We start from the raw sequence: 26,093 nt of genomic DNA on the forward strand, positions 1-26,093 counted from the left end.
CGCTTTTATGGCAAGCGTGCGGCGTGCTGCCGAAGTGGCGCTGCGCGACAACGTTGCAGCCTACGCAACGCGACCGCCCATGCCGTTAACGCTAAAATACGCGATTCCCCTTTTCCGGCCGCGACCGCGCCTGCCCGTTTCCGAGCGTTTTTGACGCTCGCGTGAATGAGGCGCGACGGCGGCTTCTGCCTGCATCTGCAAAACGCGCGTCATGCTCACCATCGGCCGTCACACTCTGCGTAACAACCTGTTCGTCGCCCCCATGGCGGGCGTCACGGACCGGCCGTTCCGTCAGCTGTGCAAGCGTCTCGGCGCGGGCTACGCGGTCTCGGAGATGGTCGCGTCGAACGCGCAGCTCTGGAAGAGCGAAAAGACCCTGCGCCGCGCCAATCATGCGGGCGAGGTCGAGCCCATCGCCGTGCAGATCGCCGGCGCCGATCCCGCGATGATGGCCGAAGCCGCGCGCTACAACGTGGCCAACGGCGCGCAGATCATCGACATCAACATGGGCTGCCCGGCCAAGAAGGTGTGCAACGTCGCGGCGGGCTCGGCGCTGTTGCAGAACGAGCCGCTTGTCGCGCGCATCGTGAAGGCCGTGGTGGACGCCGTGGGCGTGGGCCCGGACGCCGTGCCCGTCACGCTCAAGATCCGCACCGGCTGGGACCGCCAGAACCGCAATGCGCTGACCGTGGCGCGCATCGCAGAGGACTGCGGCATTTCGATGCTGACCGTGCACGGCCGCACGCGCGCGGACCTCTATCACGGCGAAGCGGAGTACGAAACGATTGCCGCGGTGAAAGCCGCCGCGCGCATTCCGGTGGTCGCCAACGGCGACATCACGACGCCGCAGAAGGCGCGCGAGGTGCTCGCCGCGACCGGCGCCGACGCGATCATGATCGGCCGCGCCGCGCAGGGGCGGCCGTGGCTCTTTCGCGAGATCGAACATTTCATCGCCACGGGCGAGCTGCTGCCGCCGCCGCGCGTGGATGAAATCCAGTCGATCATGAACGAGCACCTCGAAGACCATTACGCGTTTTATGGCGAATTTACGGGCGTCCGTACTGCGCGCAAGCATATCGGCTGGTACACTCGCGGCCTTTGCGGCGCCAATGCGTTCCGGCATCGCATGAATACGCTGGACACCACGCGCGAACAGCTCCTTGCCGTCAACGCGTTCTTCGATGAACAGAAGACGCGTTCCGAGCGCCTCGTCTATGAGGACGAAACGCTCGACACCCCCGAAAGCGGCGAAGGCGAAACAAACGATCGACTGGCAGCATGAGCAAGCACAACATCGAACAATGCGTCCGCGAGAGCCTCGGCATGTATTTCCAGGATCTCGACGGCTCCAACCCGCACGACGTTTATGAAATGGTGATTTCGATCGTCGAAAAACCGATGCTCGAGGTGGTGCTCGAGCAGGCCGGCGGCAACCAGTCGCTGGCCGCCGAGTATCTCGGCATCAACCGCAACACGCTGCGCAAGAAGCTCCAGCAGCACGGCCTGCTGTAACGGCCGGCTGCAGGGCCTCAGGCGCGGCATCCTCGATCTCTTCGGCTCCCTCCTCCATCATGATCCAGCAAGCGCTCATCTCCGTTTCCGACAAGTCGGGCATCGTCGACTTCGCGAAGTCGCTGTCCGCACTCGGCGTCAAGATCCTGTCGACCGGCGGCACCGCCAAACTGCTCGCGGACGCGGGCCTTCCCGTCACCGAAGTGGCCGACTACACCGGCTTTCCGGAAATGCTCGACGGGCGCGTGAAAACGCTGCACCCGAAGGTGCACGGCGGCATCCTCGCGCGCCGCGACCTGCCCGAGCACATGGCCGCGCTGCAACAGCACGACATTCCCACCATCGACCTGCTGGTGGTGAACCTGTATCCGTTCGTGCAGACCGTGGCGAAGGACGAGTGCACGCTTGCGGACGCGATCGAGAACATCGACATCGGCGGCCCGACCATGCTGCGCTCGGCGGCGAAGAACCACCGCGACGTGACCGTGGTGGTCGATCCGGCCGACTACGCCACCGTGCTCGAGGAAATGCGCACGAACGGCAACACCGTGAGCTACGCGACGAACTTCCGCCTCGCGACCAAGGTGTTCTCGCACACGGCGCAGTACGACGGCGCGATCACGAACTACCTCACGAGCCTCACCGCCGAACTCGACCACAAGTCGCGCAACACGTACCCGGCCGTGCTGAACCTCGCGTTCGACAAGGTGCAGGACCTGCGCTACGGCGAGAACCCGCACCAGAGCGCGGCGTTCTACCGCGATCTCGCGACGCCCGCCGGCGCGCTCGCGAACTACACGCAGCTGCAGGGCAAGGAACTCTCGTACAACAACATCGCCGATTCGGACGCGGCCTGGGAATGCGTGAAGACCTTCGACGCGCCCGCCTGCGTGATCGTCAAGCACGCGAACCCGTGCGGCGTGGCCGTGGGCGCCGATGCGCACGAAGCGTATGCGAAGGCGTTCCAGACCGACCCGACCTCGGCGTTCGGCGGCATCATCGCGTTCAACCGCGAAGTCGACGAAGCGGCCGCCCAGGCCGTGTCGAAGCAGTTCGTCGAAGTGCTGATCGCGCCGTCGTTCTCGGCAGCCGCGAAGGCCGTGTTCGCCGCCAAGCAGAACGTGCGCCTGCTCGAAATCGCACTGGGCGACGGCCATAACGCCTTCGACCTCAAGCGCGTGGGCGGCGGCCTGCTCGTGCAGTCGCTCGACGCGAAGAACGTGCAGCCGCACGAACTGCGCGTGGTGACGAAGCGCCATCCGACGCCCAAGGAAATGGACGACCTGCTGTTCGCCTGGCGCGTCGCGAAGTTCGTGAAGTCGAACGCCATCGTGTTCTGTGCGAACGGCATGACGATGGGCGTGGGCGCGGGCCAGATGAGCCGCGTGGATTCGGCGCGCATCGCCAGCATCAAGGCCGGAAACGCGGGTCTGAAGCTCGCGGGCACGGCAGTCGCCTCGGATGCGTTCTTCCCGTTCCGCGACGGCCTCGATGTGGTGGTAGACGCTGGCGCGACCTGCGTGATCCAGCCGGGCGGCTCGATGCGCGACGACGAAGTGATCGCCGCCGCCGACGAGCACAACATCGCCATGGTGATGACGGGCATCCGCCACTTCCGCCACTAAGCTTGTGCCTGTGAACCCTGCTGCGCCGCATGCCGCGCAGCAGCCCGAAAGCCCGCCGGACACCGTCCCGTGGGCTTTTTTGTCGCCCGCTTTCGGACCTTTTGCGGCACGGCACGGCTCGCGGCAGGCGGGGCGTTCGTTGTACCATCGCAGGCACATCGGTTTTTTACGGCTTTCATGAGAATCATCGGCATCGACCCCGGCCTGCGCGTAACCGGCTTCGGCGTGATCGAGCGTCGCGGCCATCAGCTCACGTATATCGCGAGCGGCGTGATCCGCACGGGCGACGCCGATCTGCCCACGCGCCTCGGCACGATCTACGAGGGCGTCGCCACGCTGATCCGCCAGCATGCGCCCGATCAGGCCGCGATCGAAAAGGTGTTCGTCAACGTCAATCCGCAATCGACGCTGCTGCTCGGCCAGGCGCGCGGCGCCGCGATCTGCGGGCTCGTTTCGGGCGGCGTGCCGGTGGCCGAGTACACCGCGCTGCAACTCAAGCAGGCCGTGGTGGGCTACGGCCGCGCCACCAAGGAGCAAATGCAGCAGATGGTCGTGCGGCTTCTGAGCCTCACGGGCATGCCCGGCACCGACGCGGCCGACGCGCTCGGCATGGCGATCTGTCACGCCCACGGCGGCGACACGCTTTCGGCGCTCGGCTCGCTCGCGCCCGCGCTCGCGAAGAAGGGCATGCGGGTGCGGCGCGGCCGGCTGATCGGCTAACGCGCGATTCCCCCGCGCCGGCGCCCCGGCCGCTCCGCTACACTCACGCTTTACCTCATCACTGAATCCGCCATGATCGGTCGCATTGCCGGCGTCCTGCTGGAAAAGAATCCGCCGCACCTGCTCGTCGATTGCAACGGTGTCGGCTACGAAATCGACGTGCCTATGAGCACGTTCTACAACCTGCCCGGCACCGGCGAGAAAGTCGTGCTGCTCACGCAACTGATCGTGCGCGAGGATGCGCATCTGCTCTACGGCTTCGGCACCCAGCAGGAGCGGGCCACCTTCCGCGAGCTGCTCAAGATCAGCGGCATCGGCGCGCGCATGGCGCTGGCCGTGCTCTCGGGCATGAGCGTTCACGAACTCTCGCAGGCCGTCACGCTGCAGGACGCCGCGCGTCTCACGCGCGTGCCCGGCATCGGCAAGAAAACGGCCGAGCGGCTCCTGCTCGAACTCAAGGGGAAACTCGGCGCCGATCTGGGGGCGATGGCCGCGGCCGCTTCGCCGTCCGACCACGCCAACGACATCCTCAACGCCCTGCTCGCGCTCGGCTACTCGGAGAAGGAAGCGCTCGCGGCCATCAAGAACGTGCCGGCCGGCACCGGCGTTTCCGAGGGCATCAAGCTCGCGCTCAAGGTGCTGTCGAAGGCCTGAGGCGTACCCCGAACGCCCCGTCCGGCAACCGGCGGCCAGTTAGTTGCACTTGCAGCAAGGCGGCCCTGGCCGCCCCGCCCTCGCGCCCCTTGCGCGGTACAATCGCTGCATGATCGAAACCGACAAACTCGCCGCAGACCGCACCGGCGCCGGTGCGGCACGCGTGATCGCCCCCACGCCGACCTCGCCCAACGAGGAGGCGTTCGAGCGCGCGTTGCGCCCGCGCCAGCTCGACGAATATGTCGGCCAGGAAAAGGTGCGCGGCCAGCTCGAGATCTTCATCGAGGCCGCGAAGCGCCGCTCCGAACCGCTCGACCACGTGCTGCTGTTCGGGCCGCCGGGCCTCGGCAAGACCACGCTCGCGCACATCATCGCGCGCGAAATGGGGGTCAATCTGCGGCAGACGTCGGGGCCGGTGCTGGAGCGCGCGGGCGACCTCGCCGCGCTGCTCACCAACCTCGAACCCAACGACGTGCTGTTCATCGACGAAATCCACCGGCTTTCGCCGGTCGTCGAGGAAATCCTGTATCCGGCGCTCGAGGACTATCAGATCGACATCATGATCGGCGAAGGGCCGGCCGCGCGCAGCGTGAAGCTCGACCTGCAGCCGTTCACGCTCGTCGGCGCCACCACGCGCGCGGGCATGCTCACGAACCCGCTGCGCGACCGTTTCGGCATCGTCTCGCGGCTCGAGTTCTATAACGCAAGCGAGCTCGCGCGCATCGTGCAGCGCTCGGCGTCGCTGCTCGGCGCGCAGATCCATCCCGATGGCGCGTTCGAAATCGCGAAGCGCTCGCGCGGCACGCCGCGTATCGCCAACCGCCTCCTGCGGCGCGTGCGCGACTACGCCGAAGTGAAGGCGGACGGCGCGATCACCGCCCCCGTCGCCGACGCGGCGCTCAAGATGCTCGACGTCGATCCCGTGGGCTTCGACCTGATGGACCGCAAGCTGCTCGAAGCGATCCTGCATAAGTTCGACGGCGGCCCGGTGGGCGTCGACAATCTCGCCGCCGCCATCGGCGAAGAGCGCGACACGATCGAAGACGTGCTCGAGCCGTATCTGATCCAGCAGGGCTACCTGCAGCGCACGCCGCGCGGCCGGGTGGCGACGCTGCTCACGTACCGCCACTTCGGACTCGCCGCTCCCGATTCGGCGGCCTCGGGCGGCATCTGGGACCCGAACGCGTCGTAGTGCGCGCTCGTGGTGTAACTCGTGGTGTAACTACGGCTTAACAAGCGCGAGCAGAAGCGATGTCCGAACAGCATGCAGGCCGCCGCCACGACGCCCCCGAGCCCACCGGCCTCGGCGCCCAGTTCGCGCAACGCCTGCGAATGGCGCTCGCCGAAAGCGTCACGCATCTCACCACGGGCAGCGGTCCGAAACTCGACTACTCGTCGCCGCCGGGCGACCCCGGGCTGTTCGGCCCCGACGCCATCTGCTGGAAAGTGCACGCCGACTTCGCCTCGATGATGGCGGGCGGCATCAGCGCACTGCTCATGCAGGCGCTGCATCCGCTCGCGCTCGCCGGCGTGTGGGATCACTCGACCTTTCGCAGCGATATCCTCGGCCGCCTGCGCCGCACGGCCACCTTCATCGCGGGCACGACCTACGGCAGCCGCGCCGATGCGCTCGCCCTGATCGAGCGCGTGAAGACGATCCACGAGAGCGTGACCGGCACCGCACCCGACGGCCGCCCGTACCGTGCGAGCGATCCCGCGCTGCTCACGTGGGTGCATGTGGCGGAGGTCTCCAGCTTCCTCGCGGCGTATCTGCGCTATGTGAATCCGCTGCTTCCCGCCGCCGCCCAGGATCAGTACTACGCCGAGACCTCGACCATCGCGCGCCTGCTGGGCGCGACCGAAGTGCCGCGTTCGCGCGCCGAAGTCGCGGCCTACCTGCAGGCGATGCAGCCTGAACTCGTCGCCAGCGAGCGCACGCGTGAAGTCGTGCGGGTGCTGATGAACGCGCCCGCGCCGCGCCCGGCCATGCGCCCCGCGGGCGCGCTGATGCGCCAGGCCGGCATCGACCTGCTGCCGCCCTTCGCGCAGCAACTGCTCGGCTTCGACAGCTTTGCACGCGTGCGCCGCGCGATCGTGCAGCCCGGCATGCGCACGGTCGCGCCCGTGCTGCGCTGGGCGCTCGTCAACGGCGTCTCGAAGCGCGCACGGCGGCGCGCGGCGGCGCAACCGCGCTAACCCCGCACCCTCTAACTCTCCCCAAAGAAAAACGGCCAGCCTGCACGTGCGGGCTGGCCGTATGCTGCGCGCCGTCGAGCGCGCGGCGTCTTACATCTTCACCACGTCGAGCAGCGTCTTCTTGCCCGACTTGTAGTTGTAGAGCGAGATCACGCCATGCTTGAGGTCGCCCTTCGAATCGAAGGTCGTCTCGCCGATCACGCCCTTGTAGTCCGTGCTCGGGATTTCGGCGAGGATCTTCGCCGGATCGGTCGAGTTCGCGCGCTTCATCGCATCGACGACGATGTACACGGCGTCATAGGTGAACGGCGCATCGAATTCGATCGGATGGCCGAAGCGCTTCTCGTACTTCGCCGCGAAGGCCGCGCCGCCGTTCATGCGCTCCACCGCCATGCCCGCCTGCGAGCAGACGATGTTGTCGGCGGCCGGCCCTGCGAGCTGCGCGAGGCTTTCCGTGCAGACGCCGTCGCCCGAAAGCACCTTCGCGCGCAGGCCGAGCTGCTTCGCCTGCTTGGCGAACGGGCCGCCGGTGGCGTCCATGCCGCCGTACATGATCGCGTCCGGATTCTCGCCCTTGATCTTGGTGAGAATCGCGCGGAAATCGACGGCCTTGTCGTTCGTCGCGTCGTGCGAGAGCACCTTCAGGCCGAGCGACTTCGCGGTCTTCTCGAATTCGTTGGCGAGACCCTGGCCGTAGGCCGTCGAGTCGTCCACCACGGCGACGGTCTTCACGTTCAGCGACTTCGCGGCGTAGTCGGCGAGCGCCGGGCCTTGCTGGGCATCCGTCGCGACGACGCGGAAGGTGGTCTTGAAGCCCTGCTGCGTATAGGCCGGGTTCGTCGACGACGGCGAGATCTGCACGATGCCCGCATCGCTATAGATCTTCGAAGCCGGGATCGAGGCGCCCGAGTTCAGGTGGCCGATCACGGCGACCACCTTGTCGTCGACCAGCTTCTGCGCGACCTGGGTGGCCTGGCGCGGGTCGGCGGCGTCGTCCTGGCCGTCGAGCACGAGCGTGACCTTCTGACCGTTGATCACGAGGCCCTTCGCGTTAATTTCCTCGACGGCGAGACGCGCACCGTTTTCGTTGTCCTTGCCGAGATGAGCCGAGCCGCCGGTCAGCGGACCGACGTGGCCGATCTTGACGGTCTGGTCGGCAAAAGCGTTGGCGGACATCGCTGCGGACGCCACGACTGCGGCGCTGACCGCGAGCATGTGAAGCTTGAACGTCATTGAAATCTCCTGCTGCGTTTTTCTGGAAACCACTTGCACAAACGGCCTTTGCCCGCACGACGCGACACGCGCGCGTCCTCTTCAACGCGCGGCCGGTCTCCGACGCCGCAGGGGAAACGACGGCGAAGCGCCACGGCGCCGCGCGGCGCAAAGGTCAGATGAATGGTAACAGCCAGCCCGGATTTCGGGTTGGCGTTTAGAAAGGGAACGTAAGAAATCGGTAATGGGGCTTGATCAGGGACCGGCACGGGGACCAACCCGGGCCCAACCCGGAGCGCGGCCGCGTGGCCGGGATGGGCCCGCAGCCGGCCTCTATCGGCGTCAGCGGCCCGGTTCGGGCGTGCGCTTGAAGCCGTCGTCGGCGCTGACACCGCCCAGGTGCGCGACGTCGCCCCACGCCACCACGCGGGCCTGCGTGACGTAGCCGTCGGTTTCGAAGTCGACCACGTTCACGCCCGCATTGAGGAGCGGCCAGTTGCGGGGCGCTTCGAGCGTGAAACCGTTCGCGAAACGGTAGACGCAGTCGAGCACGCCTCCGTGCGTGACGACCGCGATGCGGCCGTCCGGATGCGCCGCGAGCAGCGGTTCGAGCGCATGCAGAACACGATGGTAGAACTCGCGCTGCGATTCGCCCTCGGGCGGCGCGAAGCCGGGGTCGCGCGTTTGCCAGTGGGCGTATTCGTCGGGAAAGCGCTCGGCGATCTGCTCGCTGTCGTGCCCCTGGAACGCGCCGTAGTGGCGCTCGCGCAGCCCCTCGGCGAGTCGCACCGGCAGACCCAGCGCCTCGCTCACCGGCTGCGCCGTCTGTTGCGCACGCAACAGGTCGCTCGACCAGATCGCGTCGAGACGGGCACCGGCCTGGGCCTCGGCGGCAAGACGCCGGCCAAGCTGCCCGGCCTGCCCGATGCCGCTCCCGGCGAGCGGAATGTCGATGTGCCCCTGGATGCGCTTGATGCGGTTCCAGGCGGTTTCGCCATGGCGAATGAAGAGGATTTGCGTGGTCATGACAATCCGTTACGCACTTGCAGCCAGAAGGTCACCGGGCCGTCGTTGACGAGCGATACCTGCATGTCCGCACCGAATTCGCCCGTTTCGACGAGCGGATGCTTCGCGCGCGCGGCCGCGACGAAGTAGTCGAACAGACGCCGGCCCTCGTCGGGCGGCGCCGCAGGCGTGAAGCTCGGGCGCAGGCCGCTGTTGGTGTCGGCGGCAAGGGTGAACTGCGAGACGAGCAGCAAGCCGCCTGCCGTGCCGTTGCCGTCGATGTTCTGCACCGGCAGGTTCATCTTGCCCGCCGCATCGCTGAACACGCGATAACCCAACAGCTTCGCGAGCAGCTTGTCGGCATTCGCGTCGGTGTCGCCACGCTCGGCGCAGACGAGCGCGAGCAGCCCCTGGCCGATCGCGCCGGTCACCCGGTCGTCCACGCGCACTTCGGCGCGGCGCACGCGCTGGATCAGCGCGATCATCGCGCGCGCTCTTGCGGCAGCGAGGCCGGGAGGCGATGTACGTGCGTCATCCTCACGCCGTCAGCGTCACGCGCGCGAAGCGGCGCTTGCCGACCTGAATGACGAACTCGCCGGCCTCGACCTTGAGGCCCTTGTCGGACACCGTGGTGCCGTCGATCTTCACGCCGCCCTGCTCGATGTTGCGCAGCGCCTCGCTCGTGGAAGGCACAAGGCCCGCCTGCTTGAGCAGCTGGCCGATGGCGAGCGGCGCGCCGGCGAGCGTGACCGACGGGATATCGTCGGGCACGCCGCCCTTCGCGCGGTGGTTGAAGTCTTCGAGCGCGCGCTCGGCGTCGGCCTGCGAGTGAAAGCGCGCGACGATCTCCTGGGCGAGCAGCACCTTGAAGTCGCGCGGATTGCGGCCTGCCTCGATTTCTCGCTTGAAGCCCTCGATTTCCGCCATCGGACGGAACGAAAGCAGTTCGAAATAACGCCACATGAGCACGTCGGAAATGCTCATCAGCTTGCCGAACATGTCGGTCGGCTTCTCGCTGATGCCGACGTAGTTGTTCTTCGACTTCGACATCTTCTCGACGCCGTCGAGCCCTTCCAGCAGCGGCATCGTGAGAATGCACTGCTGCTCCTGGCCATACTGCTTCTGCAGTTCGCGGCCGACGAGCAGGTTGAACTTCTGGTCGGTGCCGCCCAGTTCGAGATCGGCGTTCAGGGCGACCGAGTCGTAGCCCTGCATGAGCGGGTAGAGGAATTCGTGGATCGAGATCGGCACGCCGCCCTGGAAGCGCTTCGTGAAGTCTTCGCGCTCCAGAATGCGCGCGACCGTGTAGCGCGAAGCGAGCTTGATCATGCCGTCGGCGCCGAGCGGCATCGACCATTCGCTGTTGTAGCGGATCTCGGTCTTTTCGCGGTCGAGCACGAGCGCGGCCTGGTCGAAATAGGTCTTCGCATTCGACTCGATCTGCTCACGCGTGAGCGGCGGGCGCGTGGCGTTGCGGCCCGACGGGTCGCCGATCAGCGAGGTGAAGTCGCCGATCAGGAAGATCACGGTGTGGCCGAGATCCTGCAACTGGCGCATCTTGTTGAGCACGACCGTATGGCCGATGTGGATGTCGGGCGCGGTGGGATCGAGGCCGAGCTTGATGCGCAGCGGCGTGCCGGTGGCCGCGCTCTTCGCGAGCTTCTGCTGGAATTCTTCTTCGATCAGCAGTTCGTCCACGCCGCGCTTCGTGACGGCGAGCGCGTGACGAACCTCGTCGGTGACCGGAAAGGCGCTCGGGGCGCGGCTGGCTTGGGTGGACTCGGTGCTCATGCTTCGATCGGATCGTAAAGTTCGGTTTAGAACGCAATTTTACGTGATTCGACCGGCCGCACCGAAGTTTGCGACGCGCGGCGCTTCAAATGCGGCCGCCCAGGAGCCGGACACGGGCGCGCGAAATGCGAAATTCCCGCGCCCGCTTACGCGCGAGCGCCATTGCACCGATAATCTGCGGCAGGACCAACTCGCTCGCACTCACGGAGGAACACGACGTGGCGCCACGCCAAACACAAAGGGATAACGCGCACGCCGCAGACGGCGTGTACTTCGGCCTGATGTCGGGCACGAGCATGGACGGCGTGGACGGCATCGCCGTGCGCTTCGAGAAGGGGCACAAGCCGGTGGTGCTGGCCGAGGCGTTCGTCGGCTTCGCCGAGGGCCTGCGCGAAGCGTTGTTCTCGTTGCAGCAGCCCGGCGAGAACGAAATCGAGCGCGCTTCGCTGGCCGGCAATGCGCTCGCGGCGCGCTACGCAGTGTGCTGCCACGAACTGCTGCGCGCGGGCAGCCTGTCTCCCGAAGACGTCCGCGCGATCGGCGCGCACGGGCAAACCGTGCGGCATCGGCCCGAAAAGGGCTACACGGTGCAGATCCAGAACCCCGCGCTGCTCGCCGAACTCGCCCACATCGACGTGATCGCCGACTTCCGCAGCCGCGATGTCGCCTCGGGCGGCCAGGGCGCGCCGCTCGTGCCCGCGTTTCATGCCACCGTGTTCGGGTCGCGGGAGGAGACGCGCGTCGTCTGCAATCTGGGCGGGATCAGCAACATCACGATCCTGTGGAACACGGGCGCGGTGCGCGGCTTCGACTGCGGTCCGGCGAACGCGCTGCTCGACCTCTGGGCCGAACGCTATCTCGGCAAGCCCTATGACGAGAACGGCCAGTTCGCGGCGCAGGGTACGCTGCACCAGCCGCTCCTGAACGTCCTGCTCGACGAACCGTTCTTCGCGCAGCAGCCGCCCAAGAGCACGGGACGCGACCTGTTCAACGCGCAGTGGCTCGACGAAAAACTCAAGGGCTTCGAGTCGCTCGCTCCGGCGGACGTGCAGGCGACGCTCGTCGCCCTGAGCGCCGTGAGCATCGCGCGCGAAATCGAGCGCCACGCGCCGGACTGCCGCGCCGTCTATGTGTGCGGCGGCGGTGCACGCAATCCAGTGTTGATGCAGGCGCTCGAGAAGGCACTGCAAACGGGAGGCGTGGGAGGCGTGCCTGTCACCACGACCGACGCGCTGGGTGTGCCGCCCCATCAGGTGGAGCCGCTCGCCTTCGCGTGGCTCGCGATGCAATGCGTGGCACGCGAGCCGGGCAATCTCGCGACGGTGACGGGCGCAGCGGGCGAGCGCGTGCTGGGGGCGATTTATCCGCGTTGAGCGGGCGGCACGCTTCGCGGAAAGGGCAATAAAAAACGGGGCATCAAGCCCCGTTTTTTACACCGCAATACCTTTCGCTCAAACCGAGAACGACGAGCCGCAACCGCAGGTGGTCGTGGCGTTCGGGTTCTTGATGACGAATTGCGCACCGTTCAGATCGTCCTTGTAGTCGATCTCGGCGCCGACCAGGTACTGGTAGCTCATCGAGTCGATCAGGAGCTGGACGCCGTTCTTGTTCATCACGGTGTCGTCTTCGTTGACCGTCTCGTCGAACGTGAATCCGTACTGGAAGCCCGAGCAGCCGCCGCCCTGCACGAACACGCGCAGCTTCAGCTCCGGATTGCCTTCCTCGTCGATCAGTTGCTTGACCTTGTCAGCCGCTGCTTCGGTGAACACGAAGGGACCGGGCATTTCGGTCACGGTGGTTTCGGTGACAGCGTTCATTCGAACTCTCCAAATAAGCTTCTAGCCGCTATTGTAGGGCTCTTCCCAAGATCGTGCTTAAGCCCACGAAATCAAGGGTTTCTCGTCGCATTTCCGGCACGGGCCCCATGCTGTAAAACGAAAAAACCGCCCGGCGCATTCCTGCGCGAGGCGGTTTTTTTGCAGCAGCCCATGCACTTCCGCGAGGAGCACACGGACCCCAGGCGCGATTAACGCTTCGAGAACTGCTTGCGGCGACGTGCCTTGTGGAAACCGACCTTCTTACGTTCCACTTCACGTGCGTCGCGGGTCACGAAGCCTGCGTGCGACAGTTGCGGCTTGAGCGTCGCGTCATAGTCCATCAGCGCGCGCGTGATGCCGTGGCGAACTGCGCCGGCCTGGCCGGTTTCGCCGCCGCCCGTCACGTTCACCTTGATGTCGAACGTCTGGCCGTGGTTCGTGAGTTCCAGCGGTTGACGCACGATCATGAGCGACGTTTCGCGCGAGAAGTAGTCGGCGATGGGCTTGCCGTTGACGATGATCTCGCCCTTGCCCGACTTGATGAAGACACGAGCCACTGCGCTCTTGCGGCGGCCCGTACCGTAATTCCAGTTACCGATCATATGGGCTCCCCTTAGATCTCGAGCGCCTTCGGCTGTTGGGCCGAGTGCGGGTGCGTTGCTTCAGCGTAGACCTTCAGCTTCTTGATCATCGCGTAGCCGAGCGGGCCCTTGGGCAGCATGCCCTTGACGGCCTTCTCGAGCGCGCGGCCCGGGAAGCGCTCTTGCATCTTGCCGAACGTCGTTTCGTAGATACCGCCCGGGTAGCCCGAGTGACGATAGTACTTCTTGTCCGTGGTCTTGTTGCCCGTGACCTTCAGCTTGCCGGCGTTGATGATGATGATGAAATCACCCGTGTCGACGTGCGGGGTGAACTCAGGCTTGTGCTTGCCGCGAAGACGGCGTGCCACTTCGCTGGCGACACGGCCGAGAACCTTATCCGTCGCGTCAATCACGTACCATTCGCGCTGCACTTCATGTGCCTTGGCGGAAAAAGTCTTCATGATCGATCCAAAAAATAACTTGTGCCCTGTTTTGGTCCTGCTTGTATGGTGACGCTCGTTGGCGCCGGCGCAGGCTCTCCCTTTCTGGGTTTCCCCATCTTTCCTGTGGGCATGACGCAGGAAACCTCGGATTATAAAGGGAAAATTGCTTGCGCGTCAAAGTTTGACGCGAAGAGGGCCGCGCGACGCGTTTCGGGAGCCCAAAACTGCGGACGAAAAAAAGCCCGAACGCGTTTGTTCGGGCTTAATCCACCTTTTGGAGGAGGGTGGAGGAGACATGCTGAGGTGTCGTCAAACACGACAACCAACGAAACAAATTATACGGATCACCCTGGTGCGACGCAAGGAAAACTGCATTACGAAATGCAAAACCATAATGTGAAATATAAGCAGGACTGACAGTCGGCGGAAATAACCATTCAAATCAATACATTGCCAAAAACCCCGCCTCAAAGAGCCCACATCGGCTAGAACCAAACCCCTAATCGAGGAAGGGAAATTGCCCTTGCGCTCAGGATGTGCGCCGCAACATTCAGGCAACGCGCATGATCTGACGCAGACAAGTCGCCCCCGGACATACCAGTAGGGGCGGGCTACAATGCGCTCTGAATCGAAGAATCCCGGCAAAGGCACACACATGGAATGCAAAGTTAGCTGGATGGGCCAGGACGGCATGGCGTTCGCCGCCGAAACGGGCAGCGGCCACCTCGTCAATATGGATGGCGCACCCGAGGGCGGCGGCCGCAATCTCGCGCCGCGTCCGATGGAAATGGTACTGCTCGGCACCGGCGGCTGCACCGCCTACGACGTGGTCCTGATCCTGAAGAAGAGCCGCCAGGAAGTCAGCGGCTGCAGCGTGACGCTGAAGGCCGAGCGCGCGAGCGAGGACCCGAAGGTCTTCACGAAGATCCACTTCCACTTCACGGTGACGGGCAAGAACCTGAACCCGGCCACGGTGGAGCGCGCGATCAACCTGTCGCACGACAAGTACTGCTCGGCGTCGATCATGATCGGCAAGACGGCCGAGATCACGCATTCGTTCGACATCGTCGCGAGCTGAAGCGGCGCGTAAAAGAAAAAAGCGAAAAAAGCCGGCGCGGTCCCAGGGACCACGCCGGCTTTTTTGCGTCATGAGGCGGCAAAGCAGGCCGATAAGCCGGATTCTGTGCACACGTCGCGTGCGAACACGCGCCGCGCGTGGCAGCCATTCCTCTAGGCGCGCCATTGCTGACGCGCTCAAGCTTCCTACCCGCAGACGAGACGGGGGCCCCGTCCTGCATCGCGAAGATGCGCGCCTGCCTACTTGGAATTGCTCCGGGTGGAGGTTGCCGTGCCGTCTACGTCGCCGCAGACGCGGTGCGCTCTTACCGCACCGTTTCACCCTTACCTGATCCCGGCCGAAGCCGGGCCATCGGCGGTCTGTTCTCTGTTGCCCTGTTCCGCGTGTCGCCACGGATGGCCGTTAGCCATCACCCTGCCCTGTGGAGTCCGGACTTTCCTCGCCCCCGGCGGCCGAAACCGCCGAAGCCGCGACTGCCTGGCCTGCTTTGCTGGCCACGATTTTACCATCGGTCGCCGGACGTGGCCGCCGGCCGCCGCGAAACACCGCGGCATCGTCGTAAAACGAGGGCGTTGCGTTGTCGGGACACCAGCCGGGAATCCCGAGCACAGGCAGCGGCGCGAACATGCGAGCGTTGAATTCGCCGCCTTCCAGCAGCGCGCGGCTCACCGTTGCGTCGAGAAACGCGTCGCGCGCGGCGCGTGTCCAGGAGAAGTAGCCGGCCGGCACGTCGACGATCCACGCGTGCGCGGTGCACGCCTTGTAGGGCGTGACGAGTTTCTCGAGCAGCGCGTGGCCGAAGCAGCGGACCTCGCAACGCTCATGCTCGCGTTCGCCCCAGGCCGCGCGGTGCTCGATAAAGAGCGTCTTCCAGTCGAACGCGCGCAGGGCGGTGCCGAGCGCGCCATCGCCGCAGGCGAACAGCACGGCGTTCTCGTCGAACACGGTCAGCGCGTCGCGCGTGCCGCCACGCGTGGGCCCGACGCCCAGCGCATCGACGAGCGCCGAGCCGCGCGCGCTCAGCGCCGCCTTGATGCGCGGAAACTGGAACCAGCTGAGCGCGTTGAAGAAGTCGTGGAGATTGTGGCGCGTCGGCACCCGGCCGGTGGCCGCGATATGGGCCTCGTAGGCCGTATCGGGCGGGAGTTCGTCCTGCGGGATGAAGGCGAGGCGCTGCCCGCGCCCGGTCGTGATCTGCGCGGCGGCGGCATCCGCGTTCATCTCGTGCAACTGATCTGCCGCACTCCTTAGCGCGGCCTGCTGCCAGCGGATGCCGTGCCCGGCCACCTGCGCGAACCAGGGCTGCGTCCAGTCGATATCGGCGAAACCCGGGGCGGCACGCTTGTGCGCATCGCCCGGCGGCGCATCCGGCCCGGACAACAGACGTCGCATGGCACAACCGGCGCGGCCGTGCGCGCTCAGAGAAGGCGCCAGCCGATCGTCTCGCCGCCGCGCAGCGGCACCACCGGCACGTCGCCCGCCATCACTTCGGCCGGCAGCGCCCATTCCTCGCGGCGCAGCGTCACCTTTTCGGCGCTGCGCGGCAGGCCGTAGAAGTCCGCGCCGTAGAAGCTCGCGAAGCCTTCGAGCTTGTCGAGCGCGCCGGCATTGTCGAATGCCTCGGCATACAGCTCGAGCGCGTGCAGCGCCGTGTAGCAGCCCGCGCAGCCGCACGCGTGCTCCTTCAGCCCCTTCGCGTGCGGCGCGCTGTCCGTGCCGAGGAAGAAGCGCGCGTCACCCGAGGTCGCCGCTTCGACGAGCGCCACGCGGTGCGTCTCGCGCTTAAGCACGGGCAGGCAGTAGTAATGCGGGCGAATGCCGCCCTGGAAGATCGCGTTGCGGTTGTACAGCAGGTGATGCGCCGTGATGGTCGCGCCGAGCAGCCCGGGCGCGGCGTTGTCCGCGCGGATGTAATCGACGGCGTCCTTCGTCGTGATGTGCTCGAACACCACCTTGAGCGCCGGGAAGTCGCGGCGCAGCGGCGTCATCACGCGGTCGATGAACACCTTCTCGCGGTCGAACAGATCGATGTCGGCATTCGTCACCTCGCCGTGCACGAGGAGCGGCATGCCGACTTCCTGCATCGCTTCCAGCGTCTTCGCGCACTTGCGAATGTCGGTCACGCCCGCGTCCGAATTGGTCGTCGCGCCCGCCGGGTAGAGCTTCACGCCATGCACGAAGCCGCTTTCGCGCGCGCGGCGGATTTCCTCGGGCGGCGTGTTGTCGGTGAGATAAAGCGTCATCAGCGGCTCGAACTTCGCGCCGGCCGGCAGCGCCGCGAGAATGCGCTCGCGATAGGCCGCGGCCTGCTCCGTCGTCGTGACGGGCGGCTTGAGGTTCGGCATGATGATCGCGCGGCCGAACTGGCGCGCGGTGTGCGGCAGCACCGCCGCGAGCATGGCGCCGTCGCGCACGTGCAGGTGCCAGTCGTCGGGGCGGGTGAGCGTGAGAGTCGTGGGAGAGGAAGCGTTCATGGCGATCGAAGGCAGAGGCTAAACGGGCGAACCTGGCATTTCACGGTGGGCGGCGAGCTGTGGGCGGCGAGCTACGGGCGGTGAGCTAAGGGCAACTAGCTGCGGGCGGTGAACTCCGCGCAACCCGCAGCGCCGCCGGCGCAGCAAAAACAACCGCACGCGTCGCGCCGGCGCGACAACGAACGCCCAACGCTGCCGGCATGGAAAGCATCCGACAAATTTCGTATTGGCGACGCGCGGCCCGGTGATATGCTTGGAAAATCATCATTGTACCGGGTCACCGGGCCGTCTCGCCCCGCCGCAACAAGCAACACTATGTGCCAACTTCTCGGAATGAACTGCGCCGCGCCGACGGACGTCACGTTCTCCTTCACCGGATTCGCGGCGCGCGGCGGCGTCACCGATCACCACGCCGACGGCTGGGGCATCGCGTTCTTCGAAGACAAGGCCTGCCGCCTCTTCATCGACCACCAGGCTTCCGCGCGCTCGCCGATCGCCGAGATGGTCAAGCGCTATCCCATCAAGTCGCGCAACACCATTGCGCACATCCGCAAGGCCACGCAGGGGCACATCCAGCTGGAAAACTCCCACCCGTTCATGCGCGAACTATGGGGGCGGCACTGGATCTTCGCGCACAACGGCGACCTGCAAGACTTCAATCCGGTGATGTCGGGCGTTTATCAGCCGGTGGGCACGACCGATAGCGAACTCGCGTTCTGCGTGCTGCTGCAAGGGCTGCGCAAGGCGTTTCCGGGTTCCCAGCCGCCGCTCACGGAGCTCTTTGGCGCGCTCGAATCGCTCACCCGCGAGATCACGCAGTTCGGCGTGTTCAATTTCCTGATGTCGAACGGCCAGGCGCTCTTCGCCCATTGCTCGACGCATCTCTACTACCTCGTGCGCCGCTGGCCGTTCTCCACGGCGCACCTGGTGGACGCCGACGTCTCCATCGACTTCGCGAAATACACCACGCCCGAAGATCGCGTGGCCGTGATCGCCACCGCGCCGCTCACCGACAACGAGGTCTGGACACGCTTCGCGCCCGGCGACCTCCTGATGTTCCAGCACGGCGAAGTGATTGCGCAGGCAAGCGTGCCGGTGCCGCAGAAGGTGCTCGACAAGCTGAAGAACCCGGCGACGGACGCCTCGGCGAGCGCCCCCTGCCCGGCGCCGCGCGAATCCGAAACGGCGGACGTCGAAGCGGCCGCCGCGCTGCAGAGCTGGGGCGAATAAGCCCCCTCGCACCCGCCGGAAGCAAGAAACGCCGCGCAGACCCGAAGGCCCGCGCGGCGTTCTCGTTTTCGCGGTCGCAATTGCAACCGCCGCAACCGCCAGCAGCCCGGCTCAGTGCAGGATCTTCGCGAGAAACTCCTTCGCGCGGTCCGACTTCGGATTCGCAAAGAACGCTTCCTTGCTGTCGTCTTCGACGATCATCCCGCGGTCCATGAAGACCACGCGATGCGCCACTTTCTTCGCGAAGCCCATTTCGTGCGTCACGCACATCATGGTCATGCCCTCCTGCGCGAGCTCGACCATCACGTCGAGCACCTCGTTGATCATCTCGGGGTCGAGCGCCGAGGTGGGCTCGTCGAACAGCATGGCGATGGGGTCCATCGAAAGCGCACGCGCAATCGCCACGCGCTGCTGCTGGCCGCCCGAAAGCTGACCCGGGAACTTGTCCGCGTGCGAGCGCAGACCCACGCGGTCGAGCAGCTTGAGGCCCTTGTCGGTGGCTTCGTCCTTGCTGCGGCCAAGCACCTTGATCTGCGCGAGCGTCAGGTTCTCGGTGATGGAAAGGTGCGGAAACAGCTCGAAGTGCTGGAACACCATGCCCACCTTCGAGCGCAGCTTCGAGAGATTGGTCTTCTTGTCGCCCACCGACTGCCCATTCACGAGAATCTCGCCCTGCTGAAACGGCTCCAGCCCGTTCACGGTCTTGATGAGCGTCGATTTGCCCGAGCCCGACGGCCCGCAGACCACCACGACCTCACCCTTCTTCACTTCCGTCGTGCAGTCGGTCAGCACCTGGAACTGGCCGTACCACTTCGATACGTTCTTAATTGAAATCATCTTGCGACCTTTTTCTGAAGACCTTTCACGAGGCTCGATGCGATCACGCAAACCACGAAGTAGCAGGCGCCGGCGAACAGTACCATTTCAACGGTCGTGCCGTCACGGTCGCCGATGTTGGTCGCCGTACGGAAGAAGTCCGCGAGGCTGATCACGTACACGAGCGACGTGTCCTGAAACAGCACGATGGCCTGCGTGAGCAGCAGCGGCACCATTGCGCGGAACGCCTGCGGCAGCACCACGAGGCGCATCGCCTGGCCGTAGCGCATGCCGAGCGCGAACGATGCGTTCACCTGCCCGCGCGGCACCGCCTGGATGCCGGCACGAATGATTTCCGCATAATACGCGGCCTCGAAGAGCGAGAACGCCACCATCGCGGAAGCGAGGCGGATGTCGATGTCGGGCGAGAGATCGAGCAGGCTCTGCAGCACCTGCGGCACGATCAGGAAGAACCACAGCAGGACCATCACGAGCGGGATCGAACGGAACACCGTGACGTAGGCCTTCGAGAACCATTCGAGCGGCTTCACGCCCGAAAGCCGCATGAGCGCGAGCAGCGTGCCCCACAATATGCCCACGACCACCGCGCACAGCGTGATCTTGAAGGTGACGATCGCGCCGGTCCACAGGGTAGGCAGTGCGCCCGGAATGCCGCTCCAGTCGAAATGATGCATCACTTGCCTCCGATATAGCCGGGCAGCCGCGACTTCGCCTCGACCCATCGCATCAGCGTCATCACGACGAGATTGATGATGACGTACGCGAGCGTGACCGCGATGAACGACTCATAGGTTTGCGCGGTGTAATCGACGAGCTGGCGCGCCTGCGCGGAGAGATCGAGCAGGCCGATCGTCGAGGCGACCGCGGAGTTCTTGAAGATGTTGAGAAACTCCGACGTGATGGGCGGCACGATGATGCGATAGGCCACAGGCAACAGCACGTAGCGATAGGTTTGCCACTGTGTGAAGCCCATCGCGAGACCGGCGGCGCGCTGGCCGCGCGGCAGTGCGTTGATGCCCGCGCGCACCTGCTCGCACACGCGCGCGCCGGTGAAGAGCCCGAGACAGAGAATCGACGACGAGAAGAACTGCACGTTCGGCGGCAATTGCTTGAACCAGTTGCCGAGCGCCGGCGGCACGAGCTCCGGTATCACCAGATACCAGACGAAGAACTGCACGATCAGCGGAATGTTGCGGAACACGGCCACGTAGACCGTGCCCGCCCCCTGGGCCCATTTGTTCGGCACCGTGCGCAGGACGCCGAAGAACGACCCCGCGACAAGCGCGATCACCCACGCGGCGAGCGAGACCGTGATCGTCACCCAGAAGCCGGAGATCAGCCAGCCGAGATAGGTGGTGGGCTCGCCGGTCGAGACCGGGCTGAACAGGATGCCCCAGTTCCAGTGGTAGGACATGAAGAGACTCCAATAAAAAGAACGGAAGAAGCTTCGCTTCTTCCGTTCCGTGCCTGACTTGGTCCAACTGCATTGATCTAACTGCGGCAATGTCGCTGCTGCAGACGACGGCCGACGACGCTTAGTCGATCGCCTTGTCGTTCGGGCTCTTGAACAGCGTCTTCATGTCGTCGCTTTCCGGGAAGTTCAGGTTGAGACCCTTCGGCGGAATCGGCGATTCGAACCACTTCTTGTAGATCGCATCGGCTTCGCCCGAGGTCTCGACCTTCGCGATGGCGTCGTCCACCACCTTCTTGAACTCCGGATCGTTCTTGCGCATCATGCAGCCGTACGCTTCATGCGACTGCGGCGTGCCCACGATCACGAAATCGCCCGGGTTGTTCGACTTCGCGCGCTCGCCCGCCAGCAATGCGTCATCCATCATGAACGCTGCCGCGCGGCCCGTCGAGAGCGTCAAAAACGACTCGCCGTGATCCTTCGCGCTGATGATGTTCATGCCCATGTTCTTGTCCTGGTTCATCTTGCGCAGAAGACGCTCGGACGTCGTGCCCGCCGTCGTCACGACGGTCTTGCCCTTGAGGTCGGCGAAGTCCTTGATGCCCGAATCCTTCTTCGTCATGAGGCGCGTGCCGATCACGAAGATCGTGTTCGAGAAGGCGGCCTGCTGCTGGCGCTCGGCATTGTTCGTCGTGGAGCCGCACTCGATGTCCACCGTGCCGTTCTGCACGAGCGGAATGCGGTTCTGCGACGTGATGGGCACCATCTTGACCTTCAGGTTCGGCATGTTCAGCTTCTCCTTCACGGCCTCCACGATCTTGAGCGCGAAGTCCTGCGAGTAGCCGATCACATTCTGCTTGTCGTCGTAGTACGAGAACGGAATCGACGACTCGCGGTGGCCGAGCGAGATGACGCCCGTGTCCTTGATCTTCTTGAGCGTGCCGGCATCCTGCGCGTGGGCGCTGGCGGCAACCAGACCGAGGGTGGCGAGAACGAGCGCGGCCTTTTTAATTTTCATCTGTGATCTCCTTGGCAAGAATCGCCGCCAGTGTAGCAAAGTAATTATTTTGAAAGAATACGATTCGCCCCAGGAGTTGTACTCATCCGGGGCTTTTTCTCCGGCCCGGTTTCACCCGGTTGCGCCGGGCGCGAGAAATAAAAAAAGCGGACGGCCCCGCCAGGGTCCCGTCCGCTTGCTGCTACTGCCCGTGTGCGGGCGCAACCGCGCCCGCATCCTGTCGTGTCGATCAGGGGTAGAGGCCGCGCATTTCGCGCGCCATCAGGATGCGCTTGCAGGCCACGATGAAGGCCGCCGTACGCATCGACACCTTGTTTTCGCTCGCCACCTGCCAGACCGCCGTGAACGCTTCGCGCATCACGCGCTCGAGACGCTCGTTGATTTCGCCTTCGGTCCAGAAGAAGCTCGAGAAGTCCTGCACCCACTCGAAGTACGAAACAGTCACGCCGCCCGCGTTCGCCACTACGTCCGGAATCACGAGGATGCCCTTGTCGTGTAGGATGTCGTCCGCCGCCGTCGTGGTCGGGCCGTTCGCGCCTTCCACGATGATCTTCGTGCGGATCTTGCCGGCGTTCTTTTCCGTGATCTGGTTTTCCAGCGCGGCCGGGATCAGGATGTCGGTTTCGATGGTCCAGAACTCGTCGTTCGCAAGCACGTCGGCACCGGCGAAGCCTGCCACGCCGCCCGTCTTCGCCACGTGTTCGAGCAGCGCGGCTGAGTCGAGACCGTTCGCGTTATAGAGCGAGCCCGTGTGATCCTGCACGGCCACGACCTTCGCGCCGGCTTCCTGGAACAGGCGCGCGGCGATGCCGCCCACATTGCCGAAGCCCTGCACGGCAATGCGTGCGCCTTCGATCGACAGACCCGTGCGGCGCGCGGCTTCGCAGCCGACCACGAACACGCCGCGGCCCGTTGCCTCGCGACGGCCGAGCGAGCCGCCGAGCGTGATGGGCTTGCCCGTCACGACGCCCGTGGCCGTTTGGCCCTGGTTCATCGAGTAGGTGTCCATCATCCACGCCATGATCTGCTCGTTCGTGTTGACGTCCGGAGCAGGAATGTCGGTGTTCGGTCCGATGATGATGCCGATTTCGCTGGTGTAGCGGCGCGTCACGCGCTCGAGCTCACCACGCGAAAGCGTGCGCGGATCGACGCGGATACCGCCCTTCGCGCCGCCGTACGGCACGTTCACGGCCGCGTTCTTCACCGACATCCACGCGGAAAGCGCCATTACTTCGGAGAGCGTAACGTCCTGGTGGTAACGCACGCCGCCCTTGCCGGGACCGCGCGAAACGTTGTGCTGCACACGGTAGCCTTCGAAGTGCGCGACGGTGCCGTTGTCGAGTTCGATGGGCACGTCGACGATCAGGATCCGCTTCGGACGCTTGAGCGTTTCGAGCCAGCGCGACAGCGAGCCGAGGTACGGCGCGACGCGATCGACCTGACGAAGGTAGTTACCCCACGGGCCGAGATTGTCGGCTTGAAGGTAGGAAGGAACCGACTGCAGTTGGGAAGACATGAACGCTCCAGCGATCGAATGAGTGGTGCAATTGTCAGAAAACGCCCAATTGAAATCCAATGCCGTTTGGTCATCCCGTTATGCGTTTTGCGCATAACGCTCAAAAACCGAAAAAACCTGTCGCGGGCCCATGCAAATGCCGGCTCACGGCCGAAAAAAAGGCCGCGCGCCGATCGTTGCGCCCGATTGTTCCTTTGTCCGCAACGCAGAAATGCGCAGCGCCCTGGCAATCGCGCGCGGAGAAATGGCAGCCCCGGCGCAACGGCGCCGGGTCGCAGCTTCGCGTTCGATCGTTATAGTGCGTCCAGGTTACAGCTTCGTCGGCTTGCTCGCCGCCTGAGTCCCGCCGCCCTGGGCGAGCTCCGCGCTCACCGCGTCCCACAGCTCGCGCACGAGCGCCTGGCGCGCGTCGTCGCCCTGCGCCGCGAGTTTGTCGCGATAGAGGCGGATTTCCATGTCGAGCGTGAACTGGCCTTCCGGCGCGCCGCGCGTGCCGCGGTCGAGCCGGATCAGGCGCCCTTGCGCCACGGCGTCCTCCACCGCGCTGTGCGGCAGGAACGCAATGCCGTGTCCGGCGAGCGCCATCGCCTTGAGCCCCTCGGCCATGTCGGTTTCATAGACACGGTCGAGATAAAGACGCGCCGGCGCATTGGCGATGATCACCTCGGTCATGCGGCCGAGATAGGCGTTGGGCGTATAGGAGAGGTACGGCGTGGGCGCGTCCGCCGTGCCGGGCAGCGTGTAGCGCGGCCGGCCGGCGCGCTGTATCGCCGAATACGGGCTGATCGATTCGATGCCGAGCGTGAGCGTGTCGTAGCGCGCGGGGTCGAGCGTGACCGGGTGGCTCGGATGGTGATAGCCCATCACGAGATCGCAGCCGCCTTCGACGAGCGAGAGCACCGCATCGTGCACGTTGAGCGCACGCAGGCGCGTGTGGATCCGACCGAGCTTCGCCTCGACGCGCTGCAGCCAGCGCGGAAAATACGTGAGCGAGAGCGTATGCGGCACCGCGAACTCGATGGTGGCCGCCGGCGTGGCCGTATGGCCGCGCAGGAGCGTGCGGGCCTCGTGAAACTGCGAAAGCATGGCGAGCGCCTGCTCGTAGAACACCTGGCCCGCGGCCGTTAGGCGCGTGGGATAGACCGATCGATCGATGAGCTCGGTGCCGAGCCACGCCTCGAGCGCCTGGATGCGGCGCGAGAACGCCGGCTGCGTGACGTGGCGCAGTTCGGCCGAGCGGCTGAAACTATGCGTTTCCGCGAGCGAAACGAAGTCTTCGAGCCATTTGAGTTCCATGCTGGGCAGCGGGCGTAAGGTGTGAAGTCCGCATTCTAGAGCGGCTGCCGCCTGCGCGGGGGAGCGGGACGCATGCAGCGGCTTGAGCGTCTTCAGCGCCTCGAGCGCCACCGGACGCAATGGGCCGAAACAGCGCCTCGGGTTGGCCACCGCCCTTCCCCACGGCCGGAGCGCCTCCCGGCGAGGTGATAAAATACCGGCCTCCCGCCGTCTCCATGCAGACCGGACTCAACGCAACCGAGCATCGTAACCGAGCGTAACGCCTCACGTTACGTCCCCATCATGTCCGACACCCGTCCCGATACCCTCTTCGCGCTCACCGCACTCTCCCCGCTCGACGGCCGCTACGCCTCGAAGACCGAAGCCCTGCGCGACTGGCTTTCGGAAGCCGCCTTCATGCGCCACCGCGTGACCGTGGAAATCCACTGGCTGATCGCGCTCTCGCAGGCCGGCTTCGCGGAAGTGCCGCGCTTTTCCGCTGCGTCGGAGCAGTTCCTGCTCAAGCTCGCCGAAAACTTCACGGCGCACGACGCCGCGCGCATCAAGGACATCGAGCGCGTGACGAACCACGACGTGAAGGCCGTGGAGTACTGGCTCAAGGAATCGGTGAAGGGGCAGCCGGAACTGGAGCACGCGAGCGAATTCATCCACTTCGCCTGCACCTCGGAAGACATCAACAACACCTCGCACGGCCTGATGCTCGCGGGCGCGCGCGAACACGTGATCCTGCCGGCGCTGCGCTCGGTGCATCAGCGTCTCGTCGCGCTCGCCCACGCGCAGGCCGACCAGCCGATGCTCTCGCGCACGCACGGCCAGCCCGCCAGCCCCACCACGCTCGGCAAGGAAATCGCCAACGTGGCGGCGCGTCTCGCCCGCGCGATCCAGCGCATCGAGAAGGTGGAACTGCTCGGCAAGATGAACGGCGCGGTCGGCAACTTCAACGCGCACCTCTCGGCCTACCCGGAATTCGACTGGGAAGCGTTCTCGAAGGAAGTCGTCGAGCAGCGCCTGAAGCTCGCGTTCAACCCGTACACGATCCAGATCGAGCCGCACGACTACATGGCCGAACTGTTCGACGCCGTCGCGCGCGCGAACACGATCCTGCTCGACCTCGACCGCGACGTGTGGGGCTACATCTCGATCGGCTACTTCAAGCAGAAGACCCGGGCCGGCGAAATCGGCTCGTCGACGATGCCGCACAAGGTCAACCCGATCGACTTCGAAAACTCGGAAGGCAACCTCGGCCTCGCGAACGCCACGCTGCGCCACCTCGCCGACAAGCTGCCGGTCTCGCGCTGGCAGCGCGACCTGACCGACTCGACGGTACTTCGCAATATCGGCGTCGCGTTCGGCTATTCGCTGCTCGCGTACGATGCGCTGATCCGCGGTCTCGACAAGCTCGAAGTGAACCCGCAGCGCCTGAACGACGACCTCGACGCCACGTGGGAAGTGCTGGCCGAGCCGGTGCAGACGGTCATGCGCCGCTACGGCATCGAGAACCCGTACGAGCAGTTGAAGGAGCTCACGCGCGGCAAGGGCATCACGCGCGAAGCGCTGCAGACCTTCGTCTCGGGCCTCGCGATTCCCGAAGATGCGAAGCAGCGGCTGCTCGAGATGACGCCCGCGTCGTACGTCGGCAAGGCAGCGGAACTCGCCAAACGAATTTCGTAAGCACCG

At 65.3% G+C, this 26,093-nt stretch carries 25 protein-coding genes, 1 other RNA gene and 1 pseudogene; 11 read left to right on the forward strand and 16 right to left on the reverse strand.

Annotated features, from left to right (window positions below; all coding sequences use genetic code 11):
- Positions 1 to 211 precede the first annotated feature (211 nt).
- The 7 genes from dusB to U5760_RS05420 all read left to right on the forward strand — a co-directional run bounded on the left by dusB (position 212) and on the right by U5760_RS05420 (position 6,707).
- Positions 212 to 1,282: a tRNA dihydrouridine synthase DusB gene (gene dusB, locus U5760_RS05390; protein WP_322010182.1), complete on the forward strand. Its 1,071-nt coding sequence runs from the start codon at positions 212 to 214 to the stop codon at positions 1,280 to 1,282.
- Positions 1,279 to 1,512, forward strand: coding sequence for a Fis family transcriptional regulator (locus tag U5760_RS05395; protein ID WP_028226532.1), 234 nt, complete (start codon positions 1,279 to 1,281; stop codon positions 1,510 to 1,512). The genes dusB and U5760_RS05395 overlap by 4 nt, the downstream gene beginning before the upstream one ends.
- Before the next feature lie 59 nt (positions 1,513 to 1,571).
- The gene (purH, locus tag U5760_RS05400) at positions 1,572 to 3,137 is read left to right on the forward strand and encodes a bifunctional phosphoribosylaminoimidazolecarboxamide formyltransferase/IMP cyclohydrolase (RefSeq protein ID WP_322010185.1); all 1,566 of its coding nucleotides are present in this window, start codon (positions 1,572 to 1,574) and stop codon (positions 3,135 to 3,137) included.
- Positions 3,138 to 3,314: 177 nt separating this feature from the next.
- Entirely contained in the window at positions 3,315 to 3,857 is a 543-nt protein-coding gene (gene ruvC / locus U5760_RS05405) for a crossover junction endodeoxyribonuclease RuvC (protein WP_322010187.1), read from the forward strand.
- Positions 3,858 to 3,929: 72 nt separating this feature from the next.
- Positions 3,930 to 4,511 (forward strand): Holliday junction branch migration protein RuvA, encoded by a 582-nt coding sequence (gene ruvA / locus U5760_RS05410; RefSeq protein ID WP_322010189.1) that lies wholly within the window; start codon positions 3,930 to 3,932, stop codon positions 4,509 to 4,511.
- 109 nt (positions 4,512 to 4,620) lie between these two features.
- Positions 4,621 to 5,703, forward strand: coding sequence for a Holliday junction branch migration DNA helicase RuvB (gene ruvB / locus U5760_RS05415; protein ID WP_322010190.1), 1,083 nt, complete (start codon positions 4,621 to 4,623; stop codon positions 5,701 to 5,703).
- Between the two features lie 59 nt (positions 5,704 to 5,762).
- Complete coding sequence (locus U5760_RS05420) at positions 5,763 to 6,707, forward strand: oxygenase MpaB family protein (protein ID WP_322010192.1); 945 nt, start codon at positions 5,763 to 5,765, stop codon at positions 6,705 to 6,707.
- 90 nt (positions 6,708 to 6,797) lie between these two features.
- On the opposite strand, the gene U5760_RS05425 is transcribed toward U5760_RS05420, so the two are convergent.
- The 4 genes from U5760_RS05425 to tyrS form a co-directional block, all read right to left on the reverse strand.
- Entirely contained in the window at positions 6,798 to 7,940 is a 1,143-nt protein-coding gene (locus U5760_RS05425; protein ID WP_322010193.1) for a branched-chain amino acid ABC transporter substrate-binding protein, read from the reverse strand.
- Between the two features lie 321 nt (positions 7,941 to 8,261).
- Positions 8,262 to 8,945 carry a histidine phosphatase family protein gene (locus U5760_RS05430; protein WP_322010194.1) on the reverse strand — a complete coding sequence of 228 codons (684 nt, stop codon included), beginning with the start codon at positions 8,943 to 8,945 and terminating at the stop codon, positions 8,262 to 8,264.
- Entirely contained in the window at positions 8,942 to 9,409 is a 468-nt protein-coding gene (gene dtd, locus U5760_RS05435; protein WP_322010196.1) for a D-aminoacyl-tRNA deacylase, read from the reverse strand. The genes U5760_RS05430 and dtd overlap by 4 nt, the downstream gene beginning before the upstream one ends.
- 52 nt (positions 9,410 to 9,461) lie before the next feature.
- A complete protein-coding gene (tyrS, locus tag U5760_RS05440; RefSeq protein WP_322010197.1) occupies positions 9,462 to 10,715 on the reverse strand; it encodes a tyrosine--tRNA ligase in 1,254 nt (417 codons plus the stop codon).
- Positions 10,716 to 10,933: 218 nt separating this feature from the next.
- On the opposite strand from tyrS, the gene U5760_RS05445 reads away from it, so the two are divergent.
- Positions 10,934 to 12,088 (forward strand): anhydro-N-acetylmuramic acid kinase, encoded by a 1,155-nt coding sequence (locus U5760_RS05445; protein WP_322010199.1) that lies wholly within the window; start codon positions 10,934 to 10,936, stop codon positions 12,086 to 12,088.
- A gap of 78 nt (positions 12,089 to 12,166) precedes the next feature.
- Here U5760_RS05445 and erpA read toward each other — a convergent pair whose 3' ends face one another.
- The 3 genes from erpA to rplM all read right to left on the reverse strand — a co-directional run bounded on the left by erpA (position 12,167) and on the right by rplM (position 13,574).
- The gene (gene erpA / locus U5760_RS05450) at positions 12,167 to 12,532 is read right to left on the reverse strand and encodes an iron-sulfur cluster insertion protein ErpA (protein ID WP_028226521.1); all 366 of its coding nucleotides are present in this window, start codon (positions 12,530 to 12,532) and stop codon (positions 12,167 to 12,169) included.
- 209 nt (positions 12,533 to 12,741) lie between these two features.
- Positions 12,742 to 13,134: a 30S ribosomal protein S9 gene (gene rpsI, locus U5760_RS05455; RefSeq protein ID WP_028226520.1), complete on the reverse strand. Its 393-nt coding sequence runs from the start codon at positions 13,132 to 13,134 to the stop codon at positions 12,742 to 12,744.
- Positions 13,135 to 13,145: 11 nt separating this feature from the next.
- Positions 13,146 to 13,574, reverse strand: a complete 429-nt coding sequence (gene rplM, locus U5760_RS05460; protein ID WP_028201949.1) for a 50S ribosomal protein L13 — start codon at positions 13,572 to 13,574, stop codon at positions 13,146 to 13,148.
- A gap of 637 nt (positions 13,575 to 14,211) precedes the next feature.
- Here rplM and U5760_RS05465 point away from each other — a divergent pair.
- Entirely contained in the window at positions 14,212 to 14,634 is a 423-nt protein-coding gene (locus U5760_RS05465) for an OsmC family protein (protein ID WP_322010202.1), read from the forward strand.
- Between the two features lie 76 nt (positions 14,635 to 14,710).
- Here U5760_RS05465 and rnpB read toward each other — a convergent pair.
- From rnpB to pyrC, 3 genes and pseudogenes are all read right to left on the reverse strand, one after another.
- An RNA gene (gene rnpB / locus U5760_RS05470) (RNase P RNA component class A) lies at positions 14,711 to 15,123 on the reverse strand.
- A gap of 99 nt (positions 15,124 to 15,222) precedes the next feature.
- Positions 15,223 to 16,140: pseudogene (locus U5760_RS05475) on the reverse strand (DUF3025 domain-containing protein); the annotation flags it as partial.
- The gene (gene pyrC, locus U5760_RS05480) at positions 16,053 to 17,108 is read right to left on the reverse strand and encodes a dihydroorotase (RefSeq protein ID WP_322010204.1); all 1,056 of its coding nucleotides are present in this window, start codon (positions 17,106 to 17,108) and stop codon (positions 16,053 to 16,055) included. The pseudogene U5760_RS05475 and the gene pyrC, both read right to left, overlap by 88 nt.
- A 315-nt stretch (positions 17,109 to 17,423) precedes the next feature.
- Between pyrC and U5760_RS05485 the strand changes: the two genes are divergently transcribed.
- Positions 17,424 to 18,338: a class II glutamine amidotransferase gene (locus U5760_RS05485; protein ID WP_322010205.1), complete on the forward strand. Its 915-nt coding sequence runs from the start codon at positions 17,424 to 17,426 to the stop codon at positions 18,336 to 18,338.
- 111 nt (positions 18,339 to 18,449) lie between these two features.
- Here U5760_RS05485 and U5760_RS05490 read toward each other — a convergent pair whose 3' ends face one another.
- The 6 genes from U5760_RS05490 to U5760_RS05515 all read right to left on the reverse strand — a co-directional run bounded on the left by U5760_RS05490 (position 18,450) and on the right by U5760_RS05515 (position 24,416).
- Complete coding sequence (locus U5760_RS05490) at positions 18,450 to 19,175, reverse strand: amino acid ABC transporter ATP-binding protein (protein ID WP_322010206.1); 726 nt, start codon at positions 19,173 to 19,175, stop codon at positions 18,450 to 18,452.
- Positions 19,172 to 19,849: a glutamate/aspartate ABC transporter permease GltK gene (gene gltK / locus U5760_RS05495; RefSeq protein WP_322010207.1), complete on the reverse strand. Its 678-nt coding sequence runs from the start codon at positions 19,847 to 19,849 to the stop codon at positions 19,172 to 19,174. The genes U5760_RS05490 and gltK overlap by 4 nt, the downstream gene beginning before the upstream one ends.
- Positions 19,849 to 20,589 (reverse strand): amino acid ABC transporter permease, encoded by a 741-nt coding sequence (locus U5760_RS05500; RefSeq protein WP_322010208.1) that lies wholly within the window; start codon positions 20,587 to 20,589, stop codon positions 19,849 to 19,851. Before U5760_RS05500 ends, gltK begins: the two co-directional genes overlap by 1 nt.
- A gap of 121 nt (positions 20,590 to 20,710) precedes the next feature.
- Positions 20,711 to 21,604 (reverse strand): glutamate/aspartate ABC transporter substrate-binding protein, encoded by an 894-nt coding sequence (locus tag U5760_RS05505; protein WP_322010210.1) that lies wholly within the window; start codon positions 21,602 to 21,604, stop codon positions 20,711 to 20,713.
- A 229-nt stretch (positions 21,605 to 21,833) separates the two neighbouring features.
- Positions 21,834 to 23,120, reverse strand: coding sequence for a Glu/Leu/Phe/Val dehydrogenase (locus U5760_RS05510; protein WP_322010212.1), 1,287 nt, complete (start codon positions 23,118 to 23,120; stop codon positions 21,834 to 21,836).
- A gap of 309 nt (positions 23,121 to 23,429) precedes the next feature.
- Entirely contained in the window at positions 23,430 to 24,416 is a 987-nt protein-coding gene (locus tag U5760_RS05515; RefSeq protein WP_322010213.1) for a LysR family transcriptional regulator, read from the reverse strand.
- A 282-nt stretch (positions 24,417 to 24,698) separates the two neighbouring features.
- On the opposite strand from U5760_RS05515, the gene purB reads away from it, so the two are divergent.
- Positions 24,699 to 26,087: an adenylosuccinate lyase gene (purB, locus tag U5760_RS05520; RefSeq protein ID WP_322010215.1), complete on the forward strand. Its 1,389-nt coding sequence runs from the start codon at positions 24,699 to 24,701 to the stop codon at positions 26,085 to 26,087.
- The last annotated feature ends 6 nt before the right edge of the window (positions 26,088 to 26,093 follow it).

The sequence above is a fragment of the Paraburkholderia sp. J12 genome, assembly GCF_905220215.1.
Taxonomy (GTDB): Bacteria; Pseudomonadota; Gammaproteobacteria; order Burkholderiales; family Burkholderiaceae; genus Paraburkholderia.

Excerpts from the sequence above, each read along its gene's own strand:
- dusB (WP_322010182.1), top strand. The coding sequence starts at position 212 with ATGCTCACCATCGGCCGTCACACTCTGCGTAACAACCTGTTCGTCGCC.
- U5760_RS05395 (WP_028226532.1), top strand. The coding sequence starts at position 1,279 with ATGAGCAAGCACAACATCGAACAATGCGTCCGCGAGAGCCTCGGCATG.
- purH (WP_322010185.1), top strand. The coding sequence starts at position 1,572 with ATGATCCAGCAAGCGCTCATCTCCGTTTCCGACAAGTCGGGCATCGTC.
- ruvC (WP_322010187.1), top strand. The coding sequence starts at position 3,315 with ATGAGAATCATCGGCATCGACCCCGGCCTGCGCGTAACCGGCTTCGGC.
- ruvA (WP_322010189.1), top strand. The coding sequence starts at position 3,930 with ATGATCGGTCGCATTGCCGGCGTCCTGCTGGAAAAGAATCCGCCGCAC.
- ruvB (WP_322010190.1), top strand. The coding sequence starts at position 4,621 with ATGATCGAAACCGACAAACTCGCCGCAGACCGCACCGGCGCCGGTGCG.
- U5760_RS05420 (WP_322010192.1), top strand. The coding sequence starts at position 5,763 with ATGTCCGAACAGCATGCAGGCCGCCGCCACGACGCCCCCGAGCCCACC.
- U5760_RS05425 (WP_322010193.1), bottom strand. The coding sequence starts at position 7,940 with ATGACGTTCAAGCTTCACATGCTCGCGGTCAGCGCCGCAGTCGTGGCG.
- U5760_RS05430 (WP_322010194.1), bottom strand. The coding sequence starts at position 8,945 with ATGACCACGCAAATCCTCTTCATTCGCCATGGCGAAACCGCCTGGAAC.
- dtd (WP_322010196.1), bottom strand. The coding sequence starts at position 9,409 with ATGATCGCGCTGATCCAGCGCGTGCGCCGCGCCGAAGTGCGCGTGGAC.
- tyrS (WP_322010197.1), bottom strand. The coding sequence starts at position 10,715 with ATGAGCACCGAGTCCACCCAAGCCAGCCGCGCCCCGAGCGCCTTTCCG.
- erpA (WP_028226521.1), bottom strand. The coding sequence starts at position 12,532 with ATGAACGCTGTCACCGAAACCACCGTGACCGAAATGCCCGGTCCCTTC.
- rpsI (WP_028226520.1), bottom strand. The coding sequence starts at position 13,134 with ATGATCGGTAACTGGAATTACGGTACGGGCCGCCGCAAGAGCGCAGTG.
- rplM (WP_028201949.1), bottom strand. The coding sequence starts at position 13,574 with ATGAAGACTTTTTCCGCCAAGGCACATGAAGTGCAGCGCGAATGGTAC.
- U5760_RS05465 (WP_322010202.1), top strand. The coding sequence starts at position 14,212 with ATGGAATGCAAAGTTAGCTGGATGGGCCAGGACGGCATGGCGTTCGCC.
- pyrC (WP_322010204.1), bottom strand. The coding sequence starts at position 17,108 with ATGAACGCTTCCTCTCCCACGACTCTCACGCTCACCCGCCCCGACGAC.
- U5760_RS05485 (WP_322010205.1), top strand. The coding sequence starts at position 17,424 with ATGTGCCAACTTCTCGGAATGAACTGCGCCGCGCCGACGGACGTCACG.
- U5760_RS05490 (WP_322010206.1), bottom strand. The coding sequence starts at position 19,175 with ATGATTTCAATTAAGAACGTATCGAAGTGGTACGGCCAGTTCCAGGTG.
- gltK (WP_322010207.1), bottom strand. The coding sequence starts at position 19,849 with ATGCATCATTTCGACTGGAGCGGCATTCCGGGCGCACTGCCTACCCTG.
- U5760_RS05500 (WP_322010208.1), bottom strand. The coding sequence starts at position 20,589 with ATGTCCTACCACTGGAACTGGGGCATCCTGTTCAGCCCGGTCTCGACC.
- U5760_RS05505 (WP_322010210.1), bottom strand. The coding sequence starts at position 21,604 with ATGAAAATTAAAAAGGCCGCGCTCGTTCTCGCCACCCTCGGTCTGGTT.
- U5760_RS05510 (WP_322010212.1), bottom strand. The coding sequence starts at position 23,120 with ATGTCTTCCCAACTGCAGTCGGTTCCTTCCTACCTTCAAGCCGACAAT.
- U5760_RS05515 (WP_322010213.1), bottom strand. The coding sequence starts at position 24,416 with ATGGAACTCAAATGGCTCGAAGACTTCGTTTCGCTCGCGGAAACGCAT.
- purB (WP_322010215.1), top strand. The coding sequence starts at position 24,699 with ATGTCCGACACCCGTCCCGATACCCTCTTCGCGCTCACCGCACTCTCC.